This is a genomic window from Streptomyces sp. NPDC051172 (assembly GCF_040682555.1).
In the GTDB taxonomy this organism is placed as follows: Bacteria; Actinomycetota; Actinomycetes; order Streptomycetales; family Streptomycetaceae; genus Streptomyces.
In genome coordinates this window covers 31,939-55,382 of record NZ_JBFBBE010000027.1, presented here as the reverse complement: position 1 = coordinate 55,382, position 23,444 = coordinate 31,939, and the positions used below count along the sequence as shown (strand labels likewise).

Annotated in this window: 20 protein-coding genes and 1 pseudogene; 14 read left to right on the top strand and 7 right to left on the bottom strand. The window is 71.1% G+C overall.

Going from position 1 to position 23,444, the window contains the following annotated elements; genetic code table 11:
* Positions 1-85: 85 nt before the first annotated feature.
* Positions 86-739: a bifunctional DNA primase/polymerase gene (locus AB0N07_RS18550; protein WP_344399693.1), complete on the bottom strand. Its 654-nt coding sequence runs from the start codon at positions 737-739 to the stop codon at positions 86-88.
* A 265-nt stretch (positions 740-1,004) separates the two neighbouring features.
* Between AB0N07_RS18550 and AB0N07_RS18545 the strand changes: the two genes are divergently transcribed.
* Both AB0N07_RS18545 and AB0N07_RS18540 read left to right on the top strand, forming a co-directional pair.
* Complete coding sequence (locus AB0N07_RS18545) at positions 1,005-2,390, top strand: transcriptional regulator (protein ID WP_365836196.1); 1,386 nt, start codon at positions 1,005-1,007, stop codon at positions 2,388-2,390.
* A 190-nt stretch (positions 2,391-2,580) separates the two neighbouring features.
* Positions 2,581-4,233: a hypothetical protein gene (locus AB0N07_RS18540; protein WP_365836194.1), complete on the top strand. Its 1,653-nt coding sequence runs from the start codon at positions 2,581-2,583 to the stop codon at positions 4,231-4,233.
* A gap of 22 nt (positions 4,234-4,255) precedes the next feature.
* Here the strand turns inward: AB0N07_RS18540 and AB0N07_RS18535 are convergent, their stop codons facing one another.
* Positions 4,256-5,563, bottom strand: coding sequence for an ABC transporter substrate-binding protein (locus AB0N07_RS18535; RefSeq protein ID WP_365836192.1), 1,308 nt, complete (start codon positions 5,561-5,563; stop codon positions 4,256-4,258).
* 117 nt (positions 5,564-5,680) lie between these two features.
* Here AB0N07_RS18535 and AB0N07_RS18530 point away from each other — a divergent pair, with 117 nt between their 5' ends.
* Both AB0N07_RS18530 and purU read left to right on the top strand, forming a co-directional pair.
* Positions 5,681-6,181: a hypothetical protein gene (locus AB0N07_RS18530; RefSeq protein ID WP_365836190.1), complete on the top strand. Its 501-nt coding sequence runs from the start codon at positions 5,681-5,683 to the stop codon at positions 6,179-6,181.
* 46 nt (positions 6,182-6,227) lie between these two features.
* Complete coding sequence (purU, locus tag AB0N07_RS18525; RefSeq protein ID WP_365836188.1) at positions 6,228-7,109, top strand: formyltetrahydrofolate deformylase; 882 nt, start codon at positions 6,228-6,230, stop codon at positions 7,107-7,109.
* A 163-nt stretch (positions 7,110-7,272) separates the two neighbouring features.
* Here the strand turns inward: purU and AB0N07_RS18520 are convergent, their stop codons facing one another.
* Entirely contained in the window at positions 7,273-8,508 is a 1,236-nt protein-coding gene (locus AB0N07_RS18520; RefSeq protein ID WP_365836289.1) for a maleylpyruvate isomerase N-terminal domain-containing protein, read from the bottom strand.
* A gap of 188 nt (positions 8,509-8,696) precedes the next feature.
* The gene (locus AB0N07_RS18515) at positions 8,697-9,269 is read right to left on the bottom strand and encodes a sigma-70 family RNA polymerase sigma factor (protein WP_365836186.1); all 573 of its coding nucleotides are present in this window, start codon (positions 9,267-9,269) and stop codon (positions 8,697-8,699) included.
* A 306-nt stretch (positions 9,270-9,575) separates the two neighbouring features.
* Here AB0N07_RS18515 and AB0N07_RS18510 point away from each other — a divergent pair, with 306 nt between their 5' ends.
* Together AB0N07_RS18510 and AB0N07_RS18505 are read left to right on the top strand one after the other, a co-directional pair.
* Positions 9,576-9,956: an STAS domain-containing protein gene (locus tag AB0N07_RS18510; protein WP_365836184.1), complete on the top strand. Its 381-nt coding sequence runs from the start codon at positions 9,576-9,578 to the stop codon at positions 9,954-9,956.
* Between the two features lie 169 nt (positions 9,957-10,125).
* Positions 10,126-10,638, top strand: coding sequence for an EF-hand domain-containing protein (locus AB0N07_RS18505; RefSeq protein WP_365836182.1), 513 nt, complete (start codon positions 10,126-10,128; stop codon positions 10,636-10,638).
* On the opposite strand, the gene AB0N07_RS18500 is transcribed toward AB0N07_RS18505, so the two are convergent.
* Positions 10,622-12,166 (bottom strand): AMP-binding protein, encoded by a 1,545-nt coding sequence (locus AB0N07_RS18500; RefSeq protein WP_365836180.1) that lies wholly within the window; start codon positions 12,164-12,166, stop codon positions 10,622-10,624. The two genes, AB0N07_RS18505 and AB0N07_RS18500, sit on opposite strands and share 17 nt — an antisense overlap.
* A 170-nt stretch (positions 12,167-12,336) precedes the next feature.
* On the opposite strand from AB0N07_RS18500, the gene AB0N07_RS18495 reads away from it, so the two are divergent.
* The 4 genes from AB0N07_RS18495 (at position 12,337) to AB0N07_RS18480 (ending at position 16,473) form a co-directional block, all read left to right on the top strand.
* The gene (locus AB0N07_RS18495) at positions 12,337-13,530 is read left to right on the top strand and encodes an amidohydrolase family protein (RefSeq protein ID WP_365836178.1); all 1,194 of its coding nucleotides are present in this window, start codon (positions 12,337-12,339) and stop codon (positions 13,528-13,530) included.
* Complete coding sequence (locus AB0N07_RS18490) at positions 13,530-14,663, top strand: acyl-CoA dehydrogenase family protein (protein ID WP_365836176.1); 1,134 nt, start codon at positions 13,530-13,532, stop codon at positions 14,661-14,663. The genes AB0N07_RS18495 and AB0N07_RS18490 overlap by 1 nt, the downstream gene beginning before the upstream one ends.
* A gap of 3 nt (positions 14,664-14,666) precedes the next feature.
* Entirely contained in the window at positions 14,667-15,524 is an 858-nt protein-coding gene (locus AB0N07_RS18485; RefSeq protein WP_365836174.1) for an acyl-CoA dehydrogenase, read from the top strand.
* 487 nt (positions 15,525-16,011) lie between these two features.
* Positions 16,012-16,473, top strand: a complete 462-nt coding sequence (locus AB0N07_RS18480) for an ATP-binding protein (protein WP_365836287.1) — start codon at positions 16,012-16,014, stop codon at positions 16,471-16,473.
* Positions 16,474-16,841: 368 nt separating this feature from the next.
* Here AB0N07_RS18480 and AB0N07_RS18475 read toward each other — a convergent pair whose 3' ends face one another.
* Positions 16,842-17,768 carry a cyclase family protein gene (locus AB0N07_RS18475; RefSeq protein WP_365836172.1) on the bottom strand — a complete coding sequence of 309 codons (927 nt, stop codon included), beginning with the start codon at positions 17,766-17,768 and terminating at the stop codon, positions 16,842-16,844.
* Positions 17,769-17,852: 84 nt separating this feature from the next.
* On the opposite strand from AB0N07_RS18475, the gene AB0N07_RS18470 reads away from it, so the two are divergent.
* The 4 genes and pseudogenes from AB0N07_RS18470 to AB0N07_RS18455 all read left to right on the top strand — a co-directional run.
* Entirely contained in the window at positions 17,853-18,764 is a 912-nt protein-coding gene (locus AB0N07_RS18470; protein WP_365836170.1) for an SDR family oxidoreductase, read from the top strand.
* Positions 18,765-18,899: 135 nt separating this feature from the next.
* Entirely contained in the window at positions 18,900-20,048 is a 1,149-nt protein-coding gene (locus AB0N07_RS18465) for an acyl-CoA dehydrogenase family protein (protein WP_365836168.1), read from the top strand.
* On the top strand, positions 20,048-21,097 hold the full coding sequence (locus AB0N07_RS18460) for a Zn-dependent alcohol dehydrogenase (RefSeq protein WP_365836166.1): 1,050 nt from the start codon (positions 20,048-20,050) through the stop codon (positions 21,095-21,097). The genes AB0N07_RS18465 and AB0N07_RS18460 overlap by 1 nt, the downstream gene beginning before the upstream one ends.
* An 83-nt stretch (positions 21,098-21,180) precedes the next feature.
* A pseudogene (locus AB0N07_RS18455) lies at positions 21,181-22,347 on the top strand (MFS transporter); the annotation flags it as partial.
* A gap of 12 nt (positions 22,348-22,359) precedes the next feature.
* Here AB0N07_RS18455 and AB0N07_RS18450 read toward each other — a convergent pair.
* Complete coding sequence (locus tag AB0N07_RS18450; protein ID WP_365836164.1) at positions 22,360-23,418, bottom strand: helix-turn-helix domain-containing protein; 1,059 nt, start codon at positions 23,416-23,418, stop codon at positions 22,360-22,362.
* Between the last annotated feature and the right edge of the window lie 26 nt (positions 23,419-23,444).

Sequence of the window (23,444 nt, the reverse complement as noted above, 5' to 3'; positions counted from 1 at the left end):
AGCGCCCCATAGGGGCGCGGGACTGTGCTGATATGCGGCTTCGCCGCGGGGCGCGAGCAACCACACACAACCCGCTGTCGCGAACCTACCGATCCCGCCCACACGCATAGGCAAGCGGCGAAATCAGTTCCTCCGCATCCGGCAGCCACCGATTGGCGGGCGTGGGCCGGCAGGCCCACTGAACGGCCCCCCGCGACCCGTACCGCGTGGGCGGCGCAGCCACGTACGCCCCCTCCCCGAGCGCAACGAGATCCAAAGAGGAGGGCGACCAGCCCAGCTTCCGCACCAGTTCGGGCATCTTCACCGCCGCCCCGGGCAGCACGAAGAAGTGCATCCGACGATCCGGCGTCAACGTCACGGGACCGAGGGTCAACTCCATGCGCTCCATGCGCGCAAGCGCGAGGAACCCCGCGGTTTCGGCGACCTCGATCGCGTCGAACGTACGCCCCGTCGGCAGCAGGATCGACGCCGTCGGATGCTTCTGCCACATCCGGCGGGCGACGGTCGCACTGCCCGTCGCCAGCGCCTCCCAGTCGTCGTCCGCCGGATGTGCGCCGCGCGCGGCGCACGCGGGGTCGCCGCAGGAGCAGTGCCACACCCCGTCGACGGCTTCCAGCCAGGTGCCGGGGAAGACGTCCCAGTGGCGCTCCTCGGCGTAGCGGACAGCGGTCTCCTGCAGCGATTCCCCACGCTGCTTCGGAATCTGAGCGGCTTCGGGGCCGGCGATCGTCTCTTCCACGGAGAACTCAACTCCCGTACCTACCTCGAGTTACGGGGGTAGCGCGCGCGGGGGAGGAGCATTGATTCCGTATCTGGGGCGCATGGATGCACGTGTGGGGGCGCGCGGGAGGAACCTCGGCGTGAGCTGGGTAGCCACCGGTGGGGTCGGCATCAGCCTTTACCCCGGCAATCCGCGCAAGCCTCGCATTTTACGTCTGTCGGCGGGGCATTGATCTTCACGGCCGGATCTTTTCGCTTCAGGGGTTGTTCCCAGGGGGTACGCCATGGCCGCAAGGCCTCTCGTCGCGCGACAGCCGAACGAACGGTTGCAGGCGCTCATCCAGGAGGCGGGGTGCTCGAACGCCGGGCTCGCCCGCCGGGTCAACATGTGCGGCGCCGAGCACGGCCTCGACCTGCGCTACGACAAGACGTCCGTGGCCCGCTGGCTGCGGGGGCAGCAGCCGCGCGGGCGCGCCCCGGCGATCATCGCGGAGGCGCTGGGCCGCAAGCTCGGCCGTACGGTCACGATCGACGAGATCGGCATGGCCAACGGCAAGAACCTCGCCTCGGGCGTGGGTCTCCAGTTCTCGCCGACGGTACTGGGGGCCATCGAGCAGGTCTGCGAGCTGTGGCGCAGTGACGTGGGGCGCCGGGACTTCCTGTCCGGTTCGTCCGTCGCCGCGTCCGCGCTGGTCGAGCCGAGCCGGGACTGGCTGATCTCCTCGCCCGACTCGCAGGTGTCGCGCTCGGCGGGGCCGCGGGTGGGGCAGTCCGACGTGGCGGCCGTGCGTGCGATGACGCAGGCGCTGGTGGACCTGGACCACCAGTACGGCAGCGGGCATGTGCGCCCGGTCGTCGTGCACTACCTCAACAGCGTCGTCTCGGGGCTGCTGGCGGGGTCGTACCGGGAGACCGTCGGCCGTGATCTGTTCGCCGCGGTGGCCCGGCTGACCGAGCTCGCCGGATACATGGCCGTCGACACCGGGCAGCCGGGCCTGGCCCAGCGCTACTACATCCAGGCGCTGCGGCTCGCGCAGGCCGCCGGGGACCGCGGCTACGGCGGGTATGTCCTCGCCGCCTCCATGAGCCACCTCGCCGCGCAGCTCGGAAACCCGCGTGAGATCGCGCAGTTGGCGCGGGCGGCGCAGGAGGGGGCGCGGGGGCGCGTGACACCGCGCGCAGAGGCGATGTTCTACGCGGCGGAGGCGCGCGGGCATGCGTTGATGGGCGATGCGCGGGCGGCCCAGGTGGCGTCCGGGCGGGCGGTCACGGCGCTGGAGTCCGCCGATTCCGCCTCCGGGGACGACCCGGCGTGGATCACGCACTTCGACGAGGCGTATCTGGCCGACGAGTTGGCGCACTGCCACCGGGATCTCGGGCAGGCCGAGGCGGCGGCGCGGCGCGCGCAGGAGTCCCTGGCAGGGCTCCCCGAGACCAAGGCGCGCAGGCGGGCCATCGGGTATGTGCTGCTGGCCACCGCGCAGGTGCAGCAGCGTGAGATCGAGCAGGCCTGCAACACCGGGCTCAAGGCCGTGGAGCTCCTGGAGTCCCTGCGCTCCAACCGGGGCGCCGAGTACCTGGAGGACTTCCAGCAGCGGCTGGAGCCGTACCGGGACGAGCCGGTGGTGCGGGAGTTCGGAGCCCGTCTTGACCTGCAGGCGGCTGCGTGAACCTGCGGGGAACGGCCGGTGTCCGTACGGGGCCGGCCGGAGCGGGTGACAGATACAGCGGTCTGTAGAGCGGTTTTGTTACTGCTGTCACAGGGAAGGAGGTTGCGCCCTGAGCTGCGTGGCACCCGGCTCGGGGGACCCGGTAGCGTGAGCCGACGATTCCGAAGGTCCCCCATTCGTAGGAGTCCCGGTGACGCAGAGTGGACAGGGCGAGGAGCCCTCGCCGCGCGAAGCGCGCGAAGGCATCGTGCTGCCCTCCGACGGCGGCGAGCCCCTGCTGCCGGGCATGCTGGGCGCCCAGGCCCCGACCGGCCCGCAGCCCGGCCCCTACGGCGGACCGCCTCCCGGTGACTCCGCCGGGCAGCAGGCAGGCCCGTACAACGGCCCGCAGGCGGGCTCCTACGGCGCTCAGCAGTCAGGCCCGTACGGCGGCCAGCAGAGCGGACCGTACGGCGGCCCGCAGGCCCCCGCCCCGCCCGGCGGTCAGGCCTGGGGCACGCCGTGGGGCCCCGACCAGCAGCAGAGCCCGACCCCGCCGCCGGGCCAGGGCTGGCCCACCCCGCCGGCCCCGGCGTGGGGGGCACCCGACCAGCAGCAGTCGCCGCCCCCGGACCAGTGGGGTGCGCCCGCGTCCGGGCCGCTGCCTCCCGAGGGCACCCCGGCCCCGCCGTACGGCGGGCAGCCCGCGATACCGCAGCCCCCGGCGAACGCACCCCTGCCGCCCGCTGCGCACGGGGCGCCGGCTGCGCCGCTGCCTCCCGCCGACCCCGGCGGCTACGGCTCTCACGCCGCCCCCGGTGGTGCTCCGCTGCCGCCCGCTGTGGACGAGGGGGCCACCCAGTACATACCGCCCGTTGCCGCTGCTTCCAGTGCTGACGGGGCGACGCAGTACATTCCGCCCGTTGCGCCGGGGGCGTTGCCGCCCGAGGTGGGTGGGGGCGGATCGGTCTCCGAGGCGACGCAGTTCCTCGGGCAGGCGCCGCATGCGGCCGGGCCCGACTCACAGGCCACCCAGTACATACCGCCCGTGACCGGGCAGGCGCCGTACGGCATGCCGCAGGGCGGGGACCGGCAGCCGCCTGCCGAGTTCGACAACCTGTTCCGCAGCGGGCCCGGTGCCGAGAGCCCCGCTCAGGCCACGCAGCAGATGCCGCGCTTCCAGCAGCCGCCCCCGCAGGCCGCGTACCCGCCGCCCGGTGACGGCGGCGGGCGCGGGGGAAGGTCGCGGGTGCCGCTCATCGCCGCGATCGGTGTCGGCATCGTCGTGCTCGGCGTCGGCGCCGGCGCGCTGCTCAACGGCGGGGGCGGGGGCGGCGGCAAGGACAAGAACCAGACCGTGTCCGCCACGGCCCCGGCGACCGACGGCTCCGCCTCGTCGGCCGGCGATCCGGCGAAGCAGCAGGCCGTCGCCCTGGACAAGCTGCTCGCCGACAGCGGTGGCAGCCGGGCCTCGGTGATCCGGGCGGTGGACAGTGTGAAGGGGTGCAAGGACCTCGGCCAGGCCGCCTCCGACCTGCGCGACGCGGCCAAGCAGCGCGCCGAGCTGGTCACCCGGCTGTCCGGCCTGTCCGTCGACAGGCTCCCGAACCACGCCGCGCTGACCGCCGCGCTCACCAGGGCCTGGCAGGCGTCCGCGGCGGCCGACAACCACTACGCGGCCTGGGCCGACCAGGTCGGCGGCAAGAAGGGCTGCAAGAGGGGCCAGGCCCGCCCCACCGGCCAGACCGCGGCCGGCAACCGCGAGAGCGGCACCGCCAGCCAGCAGAAGGTCAAGGCGGCCCAGCTGTGGAACGGCATCGCCAGGACGTACGGCCTGACCCAGCGCCAGCCGACCCAGCTGTGACGTGAGAGCGCGGCCGTGAGCCTCAGTTCACGTCCGCGCTCTGCAGCGTCCTCGTCACGTCCACGAACCCCTTGTTCGCCGCCACGAGTTGACCCTGGCGTACGACCTGGAGCGTCACGTCGGCGTTGACCATGCGGGAGAATCCGATGGTGGCCAGCGGGCCCTCGGAGGACCACTGCAGCGTCGGAGTCAGTCCGCCGGTGTCGACCTTCAGCCCGTCGTCGAGGGCCTTGCGCACCGTGTCGGCGGACACGTCGCCGCTGCCCAGCGACGCGACGACGGACCTGAACACCGTGTACGCGATCCATGTCGTCTGCACCCCGGTGTCCGAGGCGTCGATGCGGTTGTCGCCGAAGGCCTGCTCCTGGATCACCTTCTTCATGGCGTCCCAGCGCGGATCGCTCGACACCGGGTACCAGCCGGTGACGTACGACCCCTCGTACGGCCCCGACTGCCCGCCGGACTCGTTGATCACCGTCTGGTCGACGCTGTCGAGCGTGGCGGCGGTCTTCACCGCGGGGTAGGCCTCGCGGTCGCGCCGGAAGGAGTCCATGAAGGTGTCGGTGCGGTCCCCGAGCGCGGGGATCACACACCCCTGCTTGGCCCGGTTGCCGGTCGTGGCCGTCAGGGCCTGCTGCGAGGGCCCCGAGTACTCGGTGGTGTCGTCCGCCGCCCGCTGGTCGATCGCGGGGCGGTGCCCGCCCGCCTTCAGACCGGAGTCGAGCATGGCGGGCAGTTCGTCGCCCGCGATGCTGTCGGGCCGTATGAGCGCCACCGGGCCGCAGCCGCCGGCGAGTTCCCTGCCGAGGCCGGCCAGCAGGGCGGGCTGGCCGCCGTTGACCGGGTAGGACATGGGGCTGGTGAACTCGGCGGTCGTGACGCCGTAGCCGCCGATGTAGGGGATGCCGGCGCCCTCCAGCTCGGGGAGGTACGAGTCGCCGTACTGGCTGTAGGAGCCGACGACCGCGACGACGTTCTCCTTGACGGCGAGGCGGGCGCACTTGGCGGCGGCCACGCTGTCGTTGTGCTCGTTGCAGGTCAGGACGTTCAGCTTGTGGCCGTTGATGCCGCCCTGGGCGTTGATCCAGCGGGCGTAGGCCTGCGCGAAGGCCGGCATCCCGGGCTTGTTGGTCGCGCTGGTGTCCGAAGGGGCCCAGGTCATGACGGTGATCGGGGCGTCCCCGGCACCCCCCGTGGTACCAGGGATGACCCCGCAACCGGCGGCGAGCGAGGCACAGGCGACCAGCGCCCCCGCCGAGAGAGCGGTGGCTCTGAGAGGCCGGGTGCGTGTGGGGAGGAAGGTGCTGCGATTGCGTCGCCTGCCGGTCATGGGCACACACGCTTCCGCCACATCGCCAACCCGGGGGTGACCTTCGGTTATCAACCGGTGACACCAAGGTGAATTACGGGGGTCGGTGGGACGCCCGAGCGGGAGAACGTACGATCGATGACCGTGCAAGGTTCGGAGAACTCTTCCCGTCGCGGCCGTCGCTCCTCCACCATGGGCGGCATGCCACTGAACGACATGCCGTGGTGGCGCTGGCGCAGCAATGTGCGCTCCGCGCTGCACATGCTCTCCGACCCGGCGTTCCAGCAGAACGTCTGGCTGGCCGGCGTCGACGGATACGGGGACGTGACCGACGCCGTGTACCGCCTGGTCGAGGACACCTGGCTGGACAACTGGTCCGCAGAGAAGTACGTCGGCACGATATTCCGGGACTCCCAGGAGGCGGCCCTAGTCGACACCGCCGTGCTCCGGGTGCTGCGGATCATGCACCAGGTCGGTCCCGACGCGCCCGTCTCCGCGTACGTGGAGAACCAGGCCTGGCCGGATGCCGTCAAGGCGGCCCGGGACGCGCATGTGCGGATGGCGACAGCCGACGGGGAGGACCCGGACGCGCCGCCGCGCACGCTCGAGGTGCTGCGGATCATGACCAGGTCCGCGTAGCGGACTCCGGTCCGGTCCGGAGCCCGTATATGGGACCCTGTCCTGCATGAACGAGCAGTCCACCCGAGCCGCGGCGCTCGACGACCAGTACGTCCTCACGCTCTCCTGCCCCGACAAGCGGGGCATCGTGCACGCCGTGTCGAGCTATCTCTTCATGACCGGCTGCAACATCGAGGACAGCCAGCAGTTCGGCGACCACGACACGGGTCTGTTCTTCATGCGCGTCCACTTCTCCGCCGAGGAGCCGGTGACGGTGGACAAGCTGCGGGCGAGCTTCGCGGCGATCGGTGACTCCTTCCACATGGAATGGCAGATCAACCGGGCCGACGAGAAGATGCGCATCGTCCTCATGGTCAGCAAGTTCGGGCACTGCCTGAACGACCTGCTGTTCCGGGCGCGGATCGGGGCGCTTCCGGTGGAGATCGCGGCGGTGGTCTCCAACCACACGGAGTTCGCCGAGCTGGTCGGCTCGTACAACGTTCCTTTCCACCACATTCCGGTGACGAAGGACACCAAGGCGGAGGCCGAGGCGCGGCTGCTGGAGATCGTCCGCGAGGAGGGGGTCGAGCTGGTGGTGCTCGCCCGCTACATGCAGGTCCTCTCCGACGATCTGTGCAAGCAGCTCAGCGGGCGGATCATCAATATCCACCATTCCTTCCTGCCGAGCTTCAAGGGTGCGAAGCCGTATCACCAGGCTCACGCCAGGGGTGTGAAGTTGATCGGTGCGACGGCGCACTACGTCACCGCGGATCTTGACGAGGGACCGATCATCGAGCAGGAGGTGGAGCGGGTGGGGCATGACGTCACGCCGGATCAGCTCGTCGCGATCGGGCGGGATGTCGAGTGCCAGGCGCTGGCGCGGGCCGTGAAGTGGCATGCCGAGCGGCGCATCCTGCTCAACGGGCGTCGGACGGTTGTGTTCGCCTAGCAGCTCGGGGGCTTCCGCCGTCGGGCGGGTGCGGGTTGTCTGTGGCTGGTCGCGCAGTTCCCCGCGCCCCTAAGGGGCGCGGGGCTGTATCGATTTGCGGCTCCGCCGCGTGGGCGCGAGAACCTCCCACGCACCCGCAGCCATCGACGAAACCGCACCGCCCCTACATCCGGCTCAAGGAAGCTGCAGCGAACAGCACATCCCTGATCGCCTCGCGGTCACCGACCTGCCCCACCGCCGCCTCCGCCGGAGGCACATGCCCCGCTGCCAGGCGGCAGAACTCTGCGCCGTCCAGGGCCACATGGGCCACCTCGTGCGCTGCGGAGCCGACCGCCGCGGGGGAGTCGAGGGGGATCAGCCACTCGCCGCCGCCCATCCCTTCGATCTCCAGGCGCAGACTGCGGCCCGGCTCGCCCGCCGGGACCAGGTGCCGGTGGTGGGGAGGCGAGGCCAGGCCGGCCCGGCGGCGGGTCGCGAGTACGTCCGGCAGGACCCGCGCCGCGAGGTCGATCATGCGGTTCATATGGCGTGGGGCGGGCGGCTCGTACGGGTAGTCGACGGCCTCGGCGATGTCCTCGGCGTGCACCCAGCACTCGAAGGCCCGGTCCAGCATCGCGTCCCGCAGCGGCAGCTCGAAGTCGCCGTAGGAGACGGCCGGCCGGGCCGGTCCCGAGTCGCTGACGAAGGACACCGTACGGACGAGGTCGTGGGTCTGCTCGCGCCAGGGGGTCCGGACGGAACGGCCCGGCGGGAAGTGCGAGGTGCGCCAGTACGCCTCGGTGCGGGCCCTGGGGGTGGGGTCCGCCCCGGCCGCGTCGCCGAGCGGGTCGTCCATGCCGAGGGCGACCGCGACCAGTCCGTCGACCGACAGCAGATGGGCGATGACCCCGGCGACCGTCGTACGACGGGTCATCGGGCCCTCCGCCTCGAACCAGCGCAGCCGCACGGGCCTGTGCCACTCGGCGTCCCCGATGTCCTGCAGCAGCGCGTCGAGCCGGGCGGCCTCCGCGTCGTACGGAGCCGCCCATCCGGGCACCGGGATGCGGGGCGGGCGCCGGTCGAGGCAGCCGTCCAGGACGCGGGTGCGCAGGCCCGGGTCCAGGTCGAGGCTCTCCGGCTGGTGCAGCAGCCCGACCGCCTCACGCAGCCGCAGCGCCTCCTCGGCGCAGGAGCCGCAGTCGCCCAGGTGCTCCTCGACGGCCGCCGTCTCGTCCGCCGAGCAGGCGGCGAGCGCCCATGCCCCGAGGAGCGACTTCAGGACGCGGTGCTCCAGGACCAGCGGGGCGGGCCGCTGCGTCGTCCCGCCGAGGTCCTCCAGGGCGGGCAGCGGTCGTCCGCCGTCCTCGACGGACGCGCGGGGCAGCGGTATGCGGGGCGGCTGGTCGGAGTCCCGGGGCATGTCGTCGCCGTCGTTCACGGGTCCGCCCGGGATGCCGTACCCCTCCTGTTGCTCGGCCTTGTCCTGCTCGTCGTGTTTGTCGCTCTTGTCCTCGAAGCCGCCCTTGCCTGCGGGGCCGTTCCTGCCGTCGGGGTCGTCCTCGCCGTCGAAGCCCCCGGGGTCGAAGCGGTCCGTGCTGCCTGCGTCGTTCACACGACACCCCCGTGACCGGGCGGTGCGCCGGCGTCGTGGGCGGTGGACAGGAGCTGCAGGCCCAGGCGGAGCCGGCGGCGGGCCTCGTCCTCGGTGACGCCGAGGTCGGCGGCGGTCTGGCGGTAGTCGCGGCGCTGGAAGTAGGCCAGGTCCAGGGCGGCGCGCAGCGGGGCGGGCATGGACGTGACGATGTAGTCGGCGCGGGCGGCGACCGAGGCGCGGCGCACCTTGCGCTCCAGGTCCTCGGCGGAGCCGCCGGAGCCCTGGGCCAGGGCGGCGGTCTCGGTGGTGCGCAGCCGCTGCACGGCGAGGCGGTGGGTCAGCGTGGCGACCCAGGAACGCAGCGGGCCCTGCCTGGGGTCGTACGCCTCGGGGTGTTCCCACACGTGCGCGAAGACGTCACGCGTGATGCCGTCGGCCGCGCGCTCGTCGCCGAGGACGCGGTGCGCCAGGCCGTGCACGAGGGAGGCGAACCGGTCGTAGAGCTCGCCGAGGGCGGCGGCCTCACCGCGTGCGAGTCGCTGCTGCATCTTGCGGTCCCAGCGGGGCGGTGCGTCCTTCTTCGTCATACGGCCCCCTCACCCCTGCCTGTTCGTCGGCCCGGCCTGCGTCCATCGTCTCCTCGAATGTAGTCGGCACCTACGACAGTGCACGTCGCTTTGTCGCAATGTGTGCAGCCTGCGTTCTGTGCCTGCCTACCCGCGCGACCTTCGATCAGACCTGATCGAACAGGATCGAAGTCGATTAAAACAAGCCTCTTCTGATCGGTTCCCGTTTCTTGCGCTGTGTTTCAGGGAACGGCCGCTGGGCAGCCGCGCTGCAAGGAAGCGTAGGAACGGCTTCCGTTTTGCGGGGGACTCCGGCGAGCGAAGGGCATGGTGGTGGCGTTCTATGTGAACGGCGGCGAGCAGGGTGACTGGACCGTGCTCCGTGTGTCGGGCGAGCTGGACCTGGTGACGTCGCCCGTGCTGCGTCAGCGGGTGCACGACGTGGTGGCCGACGGCCGCCACGGCCTCGTCCTCGACCTCTCCGAGGTCTTCTTCTGCGACTCCAGCGGCGTCGGCGTGCTCATCGCCGCCCGCCGCCTCATCCGCTCCTGCCAGGGCACCCTGCGCCTGATACTCCCGGCGCAGGGCGCGGTCGAGGGCTCGCACGTCAACCGCGTCCTCGGCGCCCTGGGCGTGCGCCGATTGTTCGACGTGTACGCCGACGTGGCGTCGGCGGTGGCGGAAGAGGCCGATCCGCTTTCGGCCTGACCTGGGCGGAAGCTGTGCAAGGGGTCGCAGCTCAGCTCCATGTGCCACACAGTTGTCCCGAAATTCCCCCGGTCTTGGCACAAGCGCCGCTTTCCCGCGCCCGGACGGTCTCCCGCGTCGTACGCTCCGACGAGATGCACCCGAGATGACGTAAGGCGGCCCGAAAGACATGGTCAGCAGCGAGTACGAGCGCAGGATCGCCGCCCGGTTCGCCACCTTCGACCAGGACGGCAACGGCTTCATCGACCGCGAGGACTTCAGCTCAGCGGCCAAGGCGCTGCTCGCCGAGTTCGCCGTGGCGGCCCGCTCCGACAAGGGCCAGGCACTGTACGGCGGAGCCGAGGCGTTCTGGCAGGGCATGGCCGGCATAGCGGACCGGGACGGCGACCAGCGCATCGACCGCGAGGAGTTCGTGAACGGCGCGGTCAAGCGCCTGCGCGACAACCCCGAACGGTTCGCCGAGATCGCCCGCCCCTTCCTGCATGCGGCCCTCGACCTCGCCGACACCGACGGCGACGGGGCCGCCACCGTCGAGGACACCGCTCGCGTGCTGAGGATCCTGGGCGTCGACGAGAGCCTCGTCCACGCCGTCGCCGCCGCGCTCGACACCGACGGCGACGGCAAGGTCGGCGAGGCGGAGATCGTCCCGGCGTTCGCCCGCTACTTCACCGTCCCCGAGTAGGCCCCTGCCGCTGGTCGGCGCCCCGCCCGTAGCGCTCCCGCAGCTGGTACTTGAGCACCTTCCGCAGGGTCTCGTTACGCGGCAGGGCGTCCACCACCTCCAGCTGCTCCGGCAGTTTGTGCACCGACAGCCCTTCCGCGCGCAGGTACGACGTCACCGCGTCCAGGGTCAGCCCAGCGGCGCCCTCGGGCCGTGCCCCCACCTCGATCACTGCGCACACGCGCTCCCCGCGCTCGGCGTCCGGCAGCCCGATCACCGCGACGTCCCCGACCGCCGGGTGGGCGGCCAGCAGGTCCTCGATCTCCTTCGCCGAGATGTTCTCGCCCTTGCGGATGATCACGTCCTTGAGCCGCCCGGTGAGGACGAGATGCCCGCTGTCCGTCACGAACCCCAGGTCACCGGTGCGCAGAAACCCCTCCCCGTCGAAGGCCTCCGCCGTCTGCGCCGGATCCAGATAGCCCTGGCACACGGCCTCCCCGCGCAGCCGCACCTCCCCGTCCACGATCCGTATCTCCATCCCCTCCGGCGGCCGCCCCTCCGTCGTCGCCAGGTTCTCCACGGTGTCGTCCGGCGCCCCCATGGTGATCATCGGCACCTCGGTCATGCCGTACCCGTGGGTGAGCTGCACCCCCATCTCCCGTACGACGGAGTGGTACACCTCCGGCGGCTTCGGCGCCCCGCCGCCCGCGAGCAGCCGTAGCGAGGGAATGACCTTCACACCCGGCTGCTTGCGCTGCTCGGCCAGGAACATCGAGTAGAACGCCGTCGACCCGCCCGCCACGGTCACCCCGTGCCTGCGGTATCCCTCCAGGGCGTCCGGCAGCGCGAACTGCTCGAACATCACCGCCGGGAAGCCGTACAGCAGCAGCATCACCGTGTAGTCGGGCCCGGCGATATGGGCGTACGGGAAGGCCATCGAGCCCACGTCTTCCGCCGAGAGCCGCAGCGCGTGCGCGAGACAGGAGCCGCCCGCTATCAGCGAACGGTCCGTGTGCAACACGCCCTTGGGGTCGGAGGTCGTACCCGAGGTCCAGTAGATCCAGCGCACCGAGGTGCCGTCGGAGGGCGGCGGGGGCAGCACCCCCGGATCGCCGTCCGGCAGCACGTCGTACGCCTCGAAGACCCCCTTCGCGCCGAGCCGCCGCGCCATCCCGGTGTGGTCGAAGCCCCGCCACTCACCGGGTACGGCGAAGAACTCGGCCTTCGACTCCCGCAGCGCGAAGCCGACCTCGCGGTCCCGGTAGAACGGGATGACCGGAGTCTGTACGGCACCCAGGCGGGCCAGCGCGAAGGACAGCAGGGCGGTCTCGATCCGGGTGGGCAGCTGCCAGGCGACCACGGTGCCGGGACGTACGCCCATGTCGTACAGACCGGCCGCGACCCGCTCGGCACGCGCGCGTAGCTCGCCGAAACTCAGCGAGCGGTCGTCCTGGAGCAGGACCGGCCGGTCGGGGGTGAGGTCGGCGCGTCGGGCGACCAGGTCCCAGAGGGTGCGGGATGCGCTCAGTGCGTGGGCGGTGTCGTTCACGGCGGCCCCCTCGTGGAGCTGACACGGAGCTGATGCTGAACTGACGGTCAGTCAGATGGTGCGCAGAGCGTAGGGCTCGGCGCCTTGTCGGTCCAGGGGTGCGCGGCTAGCCTGCTCGATGAAGCGAATCTGACGGCCCATCAGATAACTGAGTGCCCAGTGGGGGACCCATGACCGAACTGCCCCGCATCATCAGCGTCGACGACCACGTGATCGAGCCCGCCCACCTCTTCGAGACCTGGCTTCCGGAGAAGTACCGCGACCGGGGCCCGCAGGCCCTCACCGCCGGGATCGGCGAGCTCGCCTACGTCGGCGGGAAGTACCGGATCACGATGGACCCGGAGGGCCAGCCGACCGACTGGTGGATCTACGAGGACCTGAAGTTCCCGTACAAGCGGAACATCGCCGCCGTCGGCTTCGACCGCGACGAGATGACCCTGGAGGGCATCACCCGGGAGGAGATGCGGCGCGGCTGCTGGGACCCCAAGGCCCGGCTGGAGGACATGGACCTCAACCACGTCGAGGCCAGCCTCTGCTTCCCGTCCTTCCCGCGCTTCTGCGGGCAGACCTTCGCCGAGGCGCACGACAAGGAGGTCGCGCTGGCCTGTGTGCGCGCCTACAACGACTGGATGGTCGAGGAGTGGTGCGGCGACAGCGGCGGCCGGCTCATCCCCCTGTGTTTGATCCCGCTGTGGGACGTGGAGCTGGCGGTCGCGGAGATCCGGCGCAACGCCGCACGCGGGGTGAAGGCGGTGACCTTCTCCGAGATCCCCACCTACCTGGGCCTGCCCTCCATCCACTCCGGCTACTGGGACCCGTTCTTCGCGGTCTGCCAGGAGACCGGGACGGTCGTCAACATGCACATCGGCAGCAGCTCCCAGATGCCGGCCGCCTCCCCTGACGCACCCCCCGCCGTACAGGCCTCGCTGAGCTTCAACAACGCCATGGCCTCGATGATGGACTACCTGTTCAGCGGGGTCCTGGTGAAGTTCCCGACCCTCAAACTCGCCTACTCCGAAGGGCAGATGGGCTGGATCCCGTACGCCCTGGAGCGCGCCGACGACGTCTGGGAGGAACACCGCGCCTGGGGCGGGGTGCGCGACCTGGTCCCGGAGCCGCCGTCGACGTACTACTACCGGCAGATGTTCTGCTGCTTCTTCCGCGACAAGCACGGGGTCGCGTCGCTGGACGTGGTCGGCCGGGACAACGCCACCTTCGAGACGGACTATCCGCACGTCGACTCGACCTTCCCGCACACCAAGGAGGTCGCCCTCGACCATGTGAAGGGCCTCGACGACGAGACCGTCTACAAGCTGATGCGGGGCAACGCGATCCGCATGCTGGACCTGGACTTCGACCGCTGATGGATCTTTCGTACACGCCCGAGGAGGAGGAGTTCCGGGCGGGGCTGCGGGAGTGGCTCGGCAAGGTGCTGCCGACGCTGCCCGCGAAGCCCTCCCCGGACGACTGGCCGGGGCGCAGGGCGTACGACCTCGGCTGGCAGCGGATGCTGTACGACGCCGGGTACGCCGACGTCCACTGGGACGCCTCCCCGACCACCCGGCTGATCTTCCTGGAGGAGACCGAGAAGGCCGGCGCCCCCTATGTGGGCGCGAACTTCGTCGGACTGCTGCACGCCGGGCCGACCGTCGCCGCTGAGGGGACCGACGGGCAGCGGGCGCGCTGGCTGCCGCCGATCCTGCGCGGCGAGGAGGTCTGGTGCCAGGGCTTCAGCGAACCGGACGCCGGGTCCGACCTCGCGTCGCTGCGCACGCGCGCGCGTAGGGACGGCGACGACTATGTGGTGACCGGGTCCAAGATCTGGACCTCGCACGCCGAAGTGGCCGACTGGTGCGAGCTGTTGGTCCGTACGGATCCGGCGGCGCCGAAGCATCGCGGGATCACCTGGCTGGCCATGCCCATGTCCTTGCCGGGCATCACCGTACGACCGCTGCGGACCCTCGCCGGGTCGGCCGAGTTCGCGGAGGTGTTCCTCGACGACGTACGGGTGCCGGTCGCGAACCGGGTCGGGGACGAGAACGACGGCTGGCGCGTGACCATGGTGACGCTGTCGTTCGAGCGCGGTACGGCGTTCGTGGGAGAGGTGGTCGCCTGCCGGCGGGTGCTGGGCGAACTCGCCGCGGAGGCGCGGAGGCGCGGCCGCTGGGACGACCCCCTGCTCCGGCGGCGCCTGGGGAGGCTGAATGCGGAGTTCCGGGGGCTGTGGCGGCTGATCCAGTGGAACGTGAGCGAGGCGGAGGGCGGTTCCGGGGTCCCGGGAGTCGGGGGTTCGGTTTTCAAACTGCGGTATTCGCATGCGCGGCAGGAGTTGTACGACGCCGCTGCCGCGGTTCTGGGGGCGGATGCCCTGGACCTGGACCGACCCTGGACGCTCGACCGGCTGTCGTCGCTGTCGTACACCATCGCTGCCGGGACCTCGCAGATTCAGCAGAACATCGTGGCCGAGCGGATCCTCGGGTTGCCGAAGGGGCGGTGAGCGGTGCGGTTCCAATTGACCGTTGAGCAGCGGGCTTTGCGGGACGTCGTGCGGGGTGTGATCGGTCGTGGGTACGGCGGTGCAGGACCCGGCGCTTGCCAGCCCCGTCTCGACCGGGTCCTGTGGCGCACTCTCGGAGAGCTGGGCTTTTTCTCTCTACGACTGTCCGAAGTGGACGGAGGGGCCGGACTCGGGCTGTCAGAGGCCGTGTTGGCGTTCGAGGAAGCCGGGCGGGCGCTGGTGCCCGGGCCGCTCGTGGCCACGCATCTGGCGGCCGGCGAGGTACCCGGGGCCGCCACCGGGGAAGTTGTCGTGGCCGCTGCGAACGGCCGGACCGTGGAGTGGCTGGACGAGGCGGACGTCGTACGGCCGGGCGCCGAGGGAGCCGTACCGCTGCGGTCGGTGGACCCGTTGACGCCGCTGCACCGAGTGCCCGCACCGGCAGCCCCGGACCCCGTCGCAGACCTCCTCACCGCCGCCGAGCAGCTCGGCACGGCCACGCGTGTGTGCGAGTTGGCCGTGCAACACGCCCGGACGCGTGAGCAGTTCGGGCAGCCGATCGGGGCCTTCCAGGCGGTCAAGCATCTCTGTGCGCAGATGCTGGTGCGCGCCGAAGTGGCCCGCGCCGCGGTCTACGCGGCCGCCGTCACCGCCGACCGCAGCGACATCGCAGCGGCCCGGCTGCTCGCCGACGAGGCCGCCGTGCGCGGCGCCCGCGACTGCCTCCAGGTGCACGGCGGCCTGGGCTTCACCTGGGACTCCGAGGTGCATCTGCATCTGAAGCGGACATGGGTGCGGGCGCAACGTGGCGGCGGCGTCACGGAGAGTGAGGAACTGCTCGCGGCCGATCTGGTGACCTGAACGGCGCCGGCCTGGGATGTCACGGAGGTCGCGCTCGCAGTTGTCGCGGATTGTGGCATACCGGAATTACGGAGCGTTGATATCGGGTTGTGTCCTACGCGTGACCCGTCACGTCCTGGAGTCGGCGTCCCGCTCCGGTACCTTCTGTGGGATGCGAGAGGCTGCGAGCATGAGCCGTACCGGTGTTGCCCCCGGGGTGATGCCGGAACAGGCCTGTTCGAGTCCCCGCAATGAGCGTCGCACAGTATGCCGCACGGGTACTCCTTCGCGCTGGAATATGCCCGAAGCGCTTGTTGGCGTGACTGTACGTCAACCATGCTGTCTCTTAAGGGATTCACGTTCCGTGACCCTTGCTCTGGGCTCTGCACTGGCCATTGTTCTGGTCATGCAGAAAATGGCTACGATCGTGGCCCTCGTTGCGGCGCGCGCGTGGCGCGAGGTCATGTGTCCGCCGGTTCGGATGGTGTGAGCGGTGCAGGTGCTTCAGGTGCAGCTGGAAGTCCGGCCCGACCCCGCTGAGGTGGGGCGAGCCCGGAGGTGGGCGCGTTCCCGCCTCGCCGGGTCCGGGATAGAGGCCGACGAGCCGCTCGCCGAGACGTTGATCCTGCTCGTCTCCGAACTGGTGACCAACGCCGTTGTGCACACCGGCTGTCCGGCCGTGCTCCGGCTCTCCCTGCCCGGCGTGGCCGCCGAATCGGCCACCGTCCGCCTCGAGGTGGCCGACACCAGCGACCGGGCCCCCGTGCCCCGGTGTGCCGACGGTGACGCGACCGGCGGTCGTGGCCTCGCCCTCGTCGACGGTCTCGCCGACCGCTGGGGCTGGAGCCCCGAGGGTGCGGGCAAGCGCATCTGGTGCGAACTCGACCGCTGCGCACAGACCCGGCAGACCGCACAGGCCTGCGTCGGCGGCGCAACGGCGTACGAGGGGCTGGCGTTCGAGGCGGTGTGACCAGCGCACGGGTGCGGAAGGTCCGTCAGCTCCGGTGCACGGTCGCAGAAACCGCTCTCATGCTCCTGGCCGGCTGAAGCGATGCGCCGGGATGTGCTTCCGTGCGCGCCCGCGACAAATTGGGCTTAAGTAATAAATCCCCTTACGGGTGTTGACGCATCGTGTCCGTTTGATCACGCTTGTGGTCAGCGATTCGCCGCGAGGGGACGACGAGGGCTTCGGTGACGGGAGCCCTCGACGAGTGTGGATCGTGATTCGGCGTCGGCTTCCTCGGGGCCAAGGGGAGCCGGGGCGGGTGCGCCGGAGTCGGTCGGCGGCGCGTGGTGCCGTGCTCGGGGCGGGAGCACCGCGCCGCCGGTCGACGAACCTCACAGAATGGCGACGGGGGCCACCGGAGTGCCCGTCGCACCGACGAAGGGCTCGGGCATCGCCGACAGCAGGAACGTGTACCCGCCCGCTTCTCCACAGGCTGTGGACAACTCTTCGAGATTCCAGTTCTGGCCCTGCAGCATTCCCATCTCCACCAGGTCGAGCGCGTGCACGGGCAGCCACAGGTCCTCGATCTCGGGCGGGAAGATCTCGAATGTGAGGGTGTCGTTCGCGACGGCGGCGACATCGCGCGTGTGGAACCACTCCGGGGTGCGGATCGACAGTCCCGGGGAGGGATAGCCGTACGCGTGACTGTCCCCGGCGAGGCAGACCTGGATCTGCCCGGTGCGTACGAGCACGATGTCGCCGGCACACACGCGCGTACCGGCCATTTCCTCGGCGGCCTCCAGGTCTTCGGGGGTGACCGCGTGCCCGCCCTCCAGCCGGTCGACGCCACGCGCGCGTGCCACATCCAGCAGCACCCCGCGCGAGACGATGTGCCGCGCCTTGTCGATGCCGCTGAACTCGGCGCCGCCGTGCGCGGTGACGGTGCCGGCGGGGCGGCCGTTGTAGAGCCGGCCCGAGTGCGAGACATGGGGCAGCGCATCCCAGTGGGTGGCGGCCTGCAAGCCCATGGTCACGGCGTCGTCGCTGCACGCCACCGACCCCGGGCCGAACAGCTCCTGGTTGATCTGCACCATCGCGTGCAGCGGATTGACCCGGCCCGGGATCATGCCGGTCTGCACGCCGTCCTGCTGCAGGGGCAGCGCGAGGGGGATGCGGCGGCCCGTGCGGACGGTCGCGGCGGCCTGGCGTACGACCTCGTCGGTGATCAGGTTGAGGGTGCCGATCTCGTCGTCGGCGCCCCAACGGCCCCAGTTGTTCACGCGCTTGGCGATCTCGAAGAACTCCGCGGGCATCGACATCGGCTCTCCCCGGGGCTTGTCTCCAGGTATCTGACGGGTCATAAAATCTAACGGTCCGTCAGAAACCGCGGGAAGGGGCCGGACGTGGGGAACTTCTTGGCAGGCAAGGTCGTCGCCGTGACGGGCGCCGGACGGGGCATCGGCCGTGCGGTGGCGCTGGCCGCGGCGGCCGAGGGGGCGAAGGTCGTCGTCAACGACTACGGGGTCGCCGTCGACGGGGCCTCGCCCACCAGCGAGGTCGCCGAGGGTGTCGTCAAGGAGATCGAGGCGGCGGGCGGGGAGGCCGTAGCGGTGGCCGACGACGTGTCCACGATGGCCGGCGGGCAGCGGGTGGTCGACGTCGCGGTCTCGACGTACGGGCGGCTCGACGGGGTGGTGTGCGTTGCCGGGATCCTGCGTGAACGGATGCTGTTCAACATGTCCGAGGAGGAGTGGGACCCGGTCGTGGCCACCCATCTGAAGGGTACGTTCACGGTGTTCCGGGCGGCCTCGGCGGTGATGCGGGTGCAGCGGGCGGGAACCCTGATCGGGTTCACCAGCGGCAATCACCAGGGGTCGGTCTCGCAGGCGAACTACAGCGCGGCGAAGGGCGGGATCATCTCGCTGGTGCGGAGCGCTGCGCTGGGCTTGAACAAGTACGGGGTGAGTGCCAATGCGGTGGCGCCTGTTGCCCGTACGCGGATGTCGGCGAACGTTCCCATGGAGCTGACGGAGATCGGGGAGCCGGAGGATGTGGCTGCCCTGGTGGTGTATCTGCTGTCCGACCGGGCGAAGGAGCAGGGGATCACCGGGCAGGTGTACACGATTGCGGGGCCGAAGCTGGCGGTTTGGGCTCAGCCGCGTGAGCTTCGCTCGGCGTATGCCGAGGGTTCCTGGACTCCGGAGCGGATTGCGGAGTTCCTGCCGGGGACGGTGGGGGTGGATCCGATGCCGATGCTCTTGCGGTTGGACGCGATGGAAAAGGCGGCGGCACGCGGTGACAGGCCTAACGCCTAAGAGCTCGGGGGCCTTGTGGTTTGGCGGGCGCGGGTTGTTTGTGGCTTGTCGCGCCCACGCGGCGGAGCCGCAAATCGACACAGCCCCGCGCCCCTAGGGAGCTCATGCTGACCGGGCGGTGAGAGGAGACCCCCAGTGGACTTTGGGTTCAGTGGCGAGGATGAGGCGTTTCGTTTGGAGGCGAAGGCGTGGCTGTCGGGGCACGCCGAGGCCTGGCAGGACCGTCGTGCTTGGGAGCGCACTCTCGGGAAGGCCGGCTGGATCGGGCTCGGGTGGACGGAAGCCAGGTACGGCAATCGGACTGCCACGCTCACCCAGCAAGTCGTCTGGGCCGAGGAGTACGCGCGGTCTGGAGCTCCGCCGCGGTCGGGGCATATTGGGGAGAAGTTGCTGGCCCCCACCCTTCTCGCGCACGGGACGCCGGACCAGAAGAGCCGTTTTCTTCCTCCCGTTGCCGCCGGTGACGAGTTGTGGTGCCAGGGGTACAGCGAGCCCGGTGCCGGGTCCGATCTGGCGGGGGTTCGGACCGCGGCCGTACGGGACGGGGCGGGGTACCGGATCAGCGGGCAGAAGATCTGGACCTCGCTGGCGCACGAGGCCGACTGGTGCTTTGTGCTGGCCCGGACGGAACCCGGGTCCCGTCGGCACCATGGGCTGACGTTCCTCCTCGTCCCCATGGACCAGCCGGGGCGGATCGAGGTGCGGCCCATTCGGCAGCTGACCGGGACCAGCGACTTCAACGAGGTCTTCTTCGACGGGGCACGCGCGCGCGTGGAGCACGTCGTCGGGGGCGATGGGGGCGGGTGGAAGGTCGCGATGAGTCTGCTCGGGTTCGAGCGGGGGGTTTCCACGCTGGCCCAGCAGATCGGGTTCGCCGGGGAGCTGGGGCGGGTGGTGCGGGCCGCCGTGGAGACGGGGGCGGTCACCGATCCCGTCGTACGGGAGCGGCTGGTGCGGCAGTGGGCCGAGCTGCGGGCCATGCGGTGGAACGCGCTGCGGACGCTGGGGGGTGCCGGGGATGCCGGGGCGTCCAGCGTGGCCAAGTTGTTGTGGGGCGGCTGGCATCAGCGGCTCGGGGAGCTGGCGATGCAGGTGCGCGGGGCCGCGGCGGGGGTCGGGCCGGTGGACTGGTCGCCTGCGGCGCCGTACGAACTCGACTCGTTGCAGCAGCTGTTCCTGTTCTCCCGGGCCGACACGATCTACGGCGGTTCGGACCAGGTCCAGCGCACGATCATCGCCGAGCGTGTGCTCGGCCTGCCCAGGGAGCCCAAGGGGGTCTTCTGATGCGCGGTGTGGTGTTCGACGGCAAGCGGCTCGAGGTCGTGGACGACCTGGAGGTTCGGGAGCCGGGGCCGGGGGAGGTGCAGGTCGCTATCTCGGCAGCCGGGTTGTGCCACAGCGATCTGTCTGTGGTGGACGGGACCATACCTTTCCCCGTTCCTGTGGTGCTCGGGCATGAGGGGGCGGGGGTGGTGGAGGCCGTCGGTGCCGGGGTCACGCATGTGAGAGTGGGTGATCATGTCGCGCTGTCCACGCTGGCCAACTGCGGTACGTGCGCGGAGTGCGACCGGGGGCGGCCGACGATGTGCCGGCAGGCGATCGGGCGTCCGGGGCAGCCGTTCGTGCAGGGCGGGCGGCCGGTCCACCAGTTCGCCTCCAACTCGGCGTTCGCGGAGCGGACCGTGGTGAAGGCGGTGCAGGCGGTCCGGATTCCCAAGGACATCCCCCTGCCGGCCGCCGCACTGATCGGATGCGGGGTGCTGACCGGGGTGGGCGCCGTGCTCAATCGGGCGAGGGTCGACCGTGGGGACAGCGTGCTCGTCATCGGCACCGGCGGCATCGGACTCAACGTCATCCAGGGCGCGCGGATCGCGGGCGCACTGCGGATCGTCGCCGTCGACGCGAACCCGGCGAAGGAGGCGGTGGCCCGGCAGTTCGGGGCGACGCACTTCCTGACGTCGACGCAGGCGGTGAAGGAGATCCTGCCCACGGGAGCCGACCACGCCTTCGAGTGCGTCGGGCGGGTGGAACTGATCCGGCAGGCGATCGACCTGCTCGACCGGCACGGCCAGGCGGTCCTGCTGGGCGTGCCCGCGGCGACCGCGGAGGCCTCGTTCCTCGTCTCCTCCATGTACCTGGACAAGTCCATCCTGGGCTGCCGGTACGGCTCTTCGCGCCCGCAGCGGGACATCGCGCTCTACGCCGACCTGTACCGCGAAGGACGGCTGCTGCTGGACGAACTGGTGACCGAGACCTACCCGATCGAGGACTTCGAGAAGGCGAAGGCGGACGCGGAGGCGGGGCGGGTGGCCAGGGGGGTGCTCACTTTCTGACGCGGGGCAGCCGGCGCCGGGTTGTCCACAGGCCCGTGGAAATCCGATGGGTCACTGTCAGTCTCGCCCCCTACCGTCTTCGCATGAGCTACCGCGATGTCGCCTCCAAAAAGGTCCTGGTCTGGGCCTGCACGTCCGTCGGCGCCCGTATGCCGGTGGCGATGGCGCCGCTCGCCCTGGTCTTCCTGGTACGCGGACGCCCTGGAGGGTATGCGCTGGGCGCGGCCGTCGCCGCGGTCTATGTGCTCGGCGAGATCATCGGCGCGCCTCTCCTCGGCATGCGGTTGCGCCCCGAACGTGCCCGCCCTCAACTGGCGGTGGGGCTCGGCGTCGGAGCGGGCAGTTTCGCGGGAATCGGGGTGCTTCCCGACACGCAGCCCGTGGTTCTCGGCGCGTTGGCGTTCCTCGCCGGTGCAGCGCCGGCCGCCGCGGCCGGGGGACTACGAGCGCTGCTCACCGGCCTGGTTCCCGAACGGGCCGCGTCGCAGGCGCTGTCCGCCGAGTCGATGCTGGTGTCGGGCGTATGGGCCGTCTCCCCGTCCGCCGTCACCGGCCTCGCCCTCGGTGTCGCACCGCGCGCCCCGTTGCTGCTCGCGGCCGCCCTGATGGCGTCGTCGGTCGCGGGTCTGTGCCTGCTGCCGGCCGGCTGGGACGCACAGAACACAGGGGAGGAGGACGGCGAGGGGCGGGCGGGCAAGTCCCCACTCCGGCTGCTGGCCGGTGCCTGGCCGCTGTTCGTCACGGGCGCGGCCGGTCTCGCCCTGCTCGGTCTCGCCGAGCTCGTCCTGCCCGCTCTCCTGCAACAGCGGGGTACGGGCGTCGGCTGGTCCGGGCCGATGCTGACCGGACTGGCGGTGGGCGGCGGGCTCGGCGCCTTTCTGCACGGCCTGCGCGCCTGGCCGGGGCTGCTGCGCACCCGCAGCGCCGTGCTGATGGTGGCGGTGATGATCTGCGTGACGCTCGTCGCGCTGATACCGGACCCGGCGGGGATCGCGGTCGCGCTGGTCGTCGGCGGCATGCTCCAGTCGGCGGTGCTGCTCGTCCGCACGCTGTCGCTGCGCGAGGCGCTTCCGCCCGGCGCCCAGGCGGCCGGTTACTCGGTCATGTATGCGGCTTCGGGCGCGGGTTATGCGGTCACCGGCTCTCTCGCCGGAGCCCTGCTGCGGGTGGCGGCGCCCTCCACGGCGATCCTCTGCGGTGTGGCCCTGACCCTGGTGCTCACCGCGATCGGCTGGTGGGGCGAGGTCCGCCGCGCCCGGCGGTCACCTCACGGCGCCGACACCGCCGTAATGCCCGGGACCGCTGCCGGTAGACCTCTCGCGGCCCTCCCCGGCACGGAAAGTACGGCGATACGCGGTGGGTGTGACCCCCAGGAGTGTCTGTAGGTGCTGTCGCATCGACTGGGCCGTGCCGAAGCCTGACTGCTGGGCCACCTGGTCGACGGACAGGCCGGTCGACTCCAGGAGGTGTCGGGCGCGCTCCACGCGCTGCTGGGTGAGCCACTGGCCGGGGCTGACGCCGGCCTCCTCGCGGAAGCGGCGGGTGAAGGTGCGTACCGACATGGACTCCTGCGCGGCCATGTCGCGGAGCTGGATCGGCTCGTGCAGGCGGCCCAGGGCCCAGGCGCGGGCAGCCGTCGTGGTCGCCAACTGGGGCTCGGGGAGCGGGCGTTGGATGTACTGCGCCTGGCCGCCGTCGCGGTGCGGGGGTACGACCGTAAGGCGGGCGATCTCGTTGGCGACGGCGGTGCCGTGGTCACGGCGCACCATGTGCAGGCACAGGTCGATGCCGGCCGCGACGCCGGCCGAGGTCAGGATGTCGCCGTCGTCGATGAACAGCACGTTCGGGTCGACGTCGATCTTCGGGAAGAGGCGTTGCAGCTGGTCGGTCTCCGCCCAGTGCGTGGTCGCGGGGCGGCCGTCGAGGTAGCCGGCCGCGGCGAGCACGAACACGCCGGTGCAGATGGAGGCGAGCCGGGTGCCGGGCCGGATGTGGGCGAGCGCGGCGGCCAGCTCGTCGGTGAGGACGCCCTCCTCGAAGACCGGGCCGAGTTCGTACGACGCCGGGACGACGACCGTGTCGGCGGTGGCCAGGGCCTGAGGGCCGTTCTCGATCTGGATGGTGAAGTCGGCGTCGGTCTCCACCGGGCCCGGTGGCCGGATCGAGCAGGTCACGACCTCGTACAGATGGCGCCCACGGGCGTCCTTGGGGCGCCCGAAGATGCGGTGCGGGATGCCCAGCTCGAAGGGGAGCAGGCCGTCGAGGGCCAGGACGACCACGCGGTGCGGACGGAACTCCGGGTCAGCCGGGTCACTGCTCATGGCCCGATCCTAGCGAATGCTGTCCT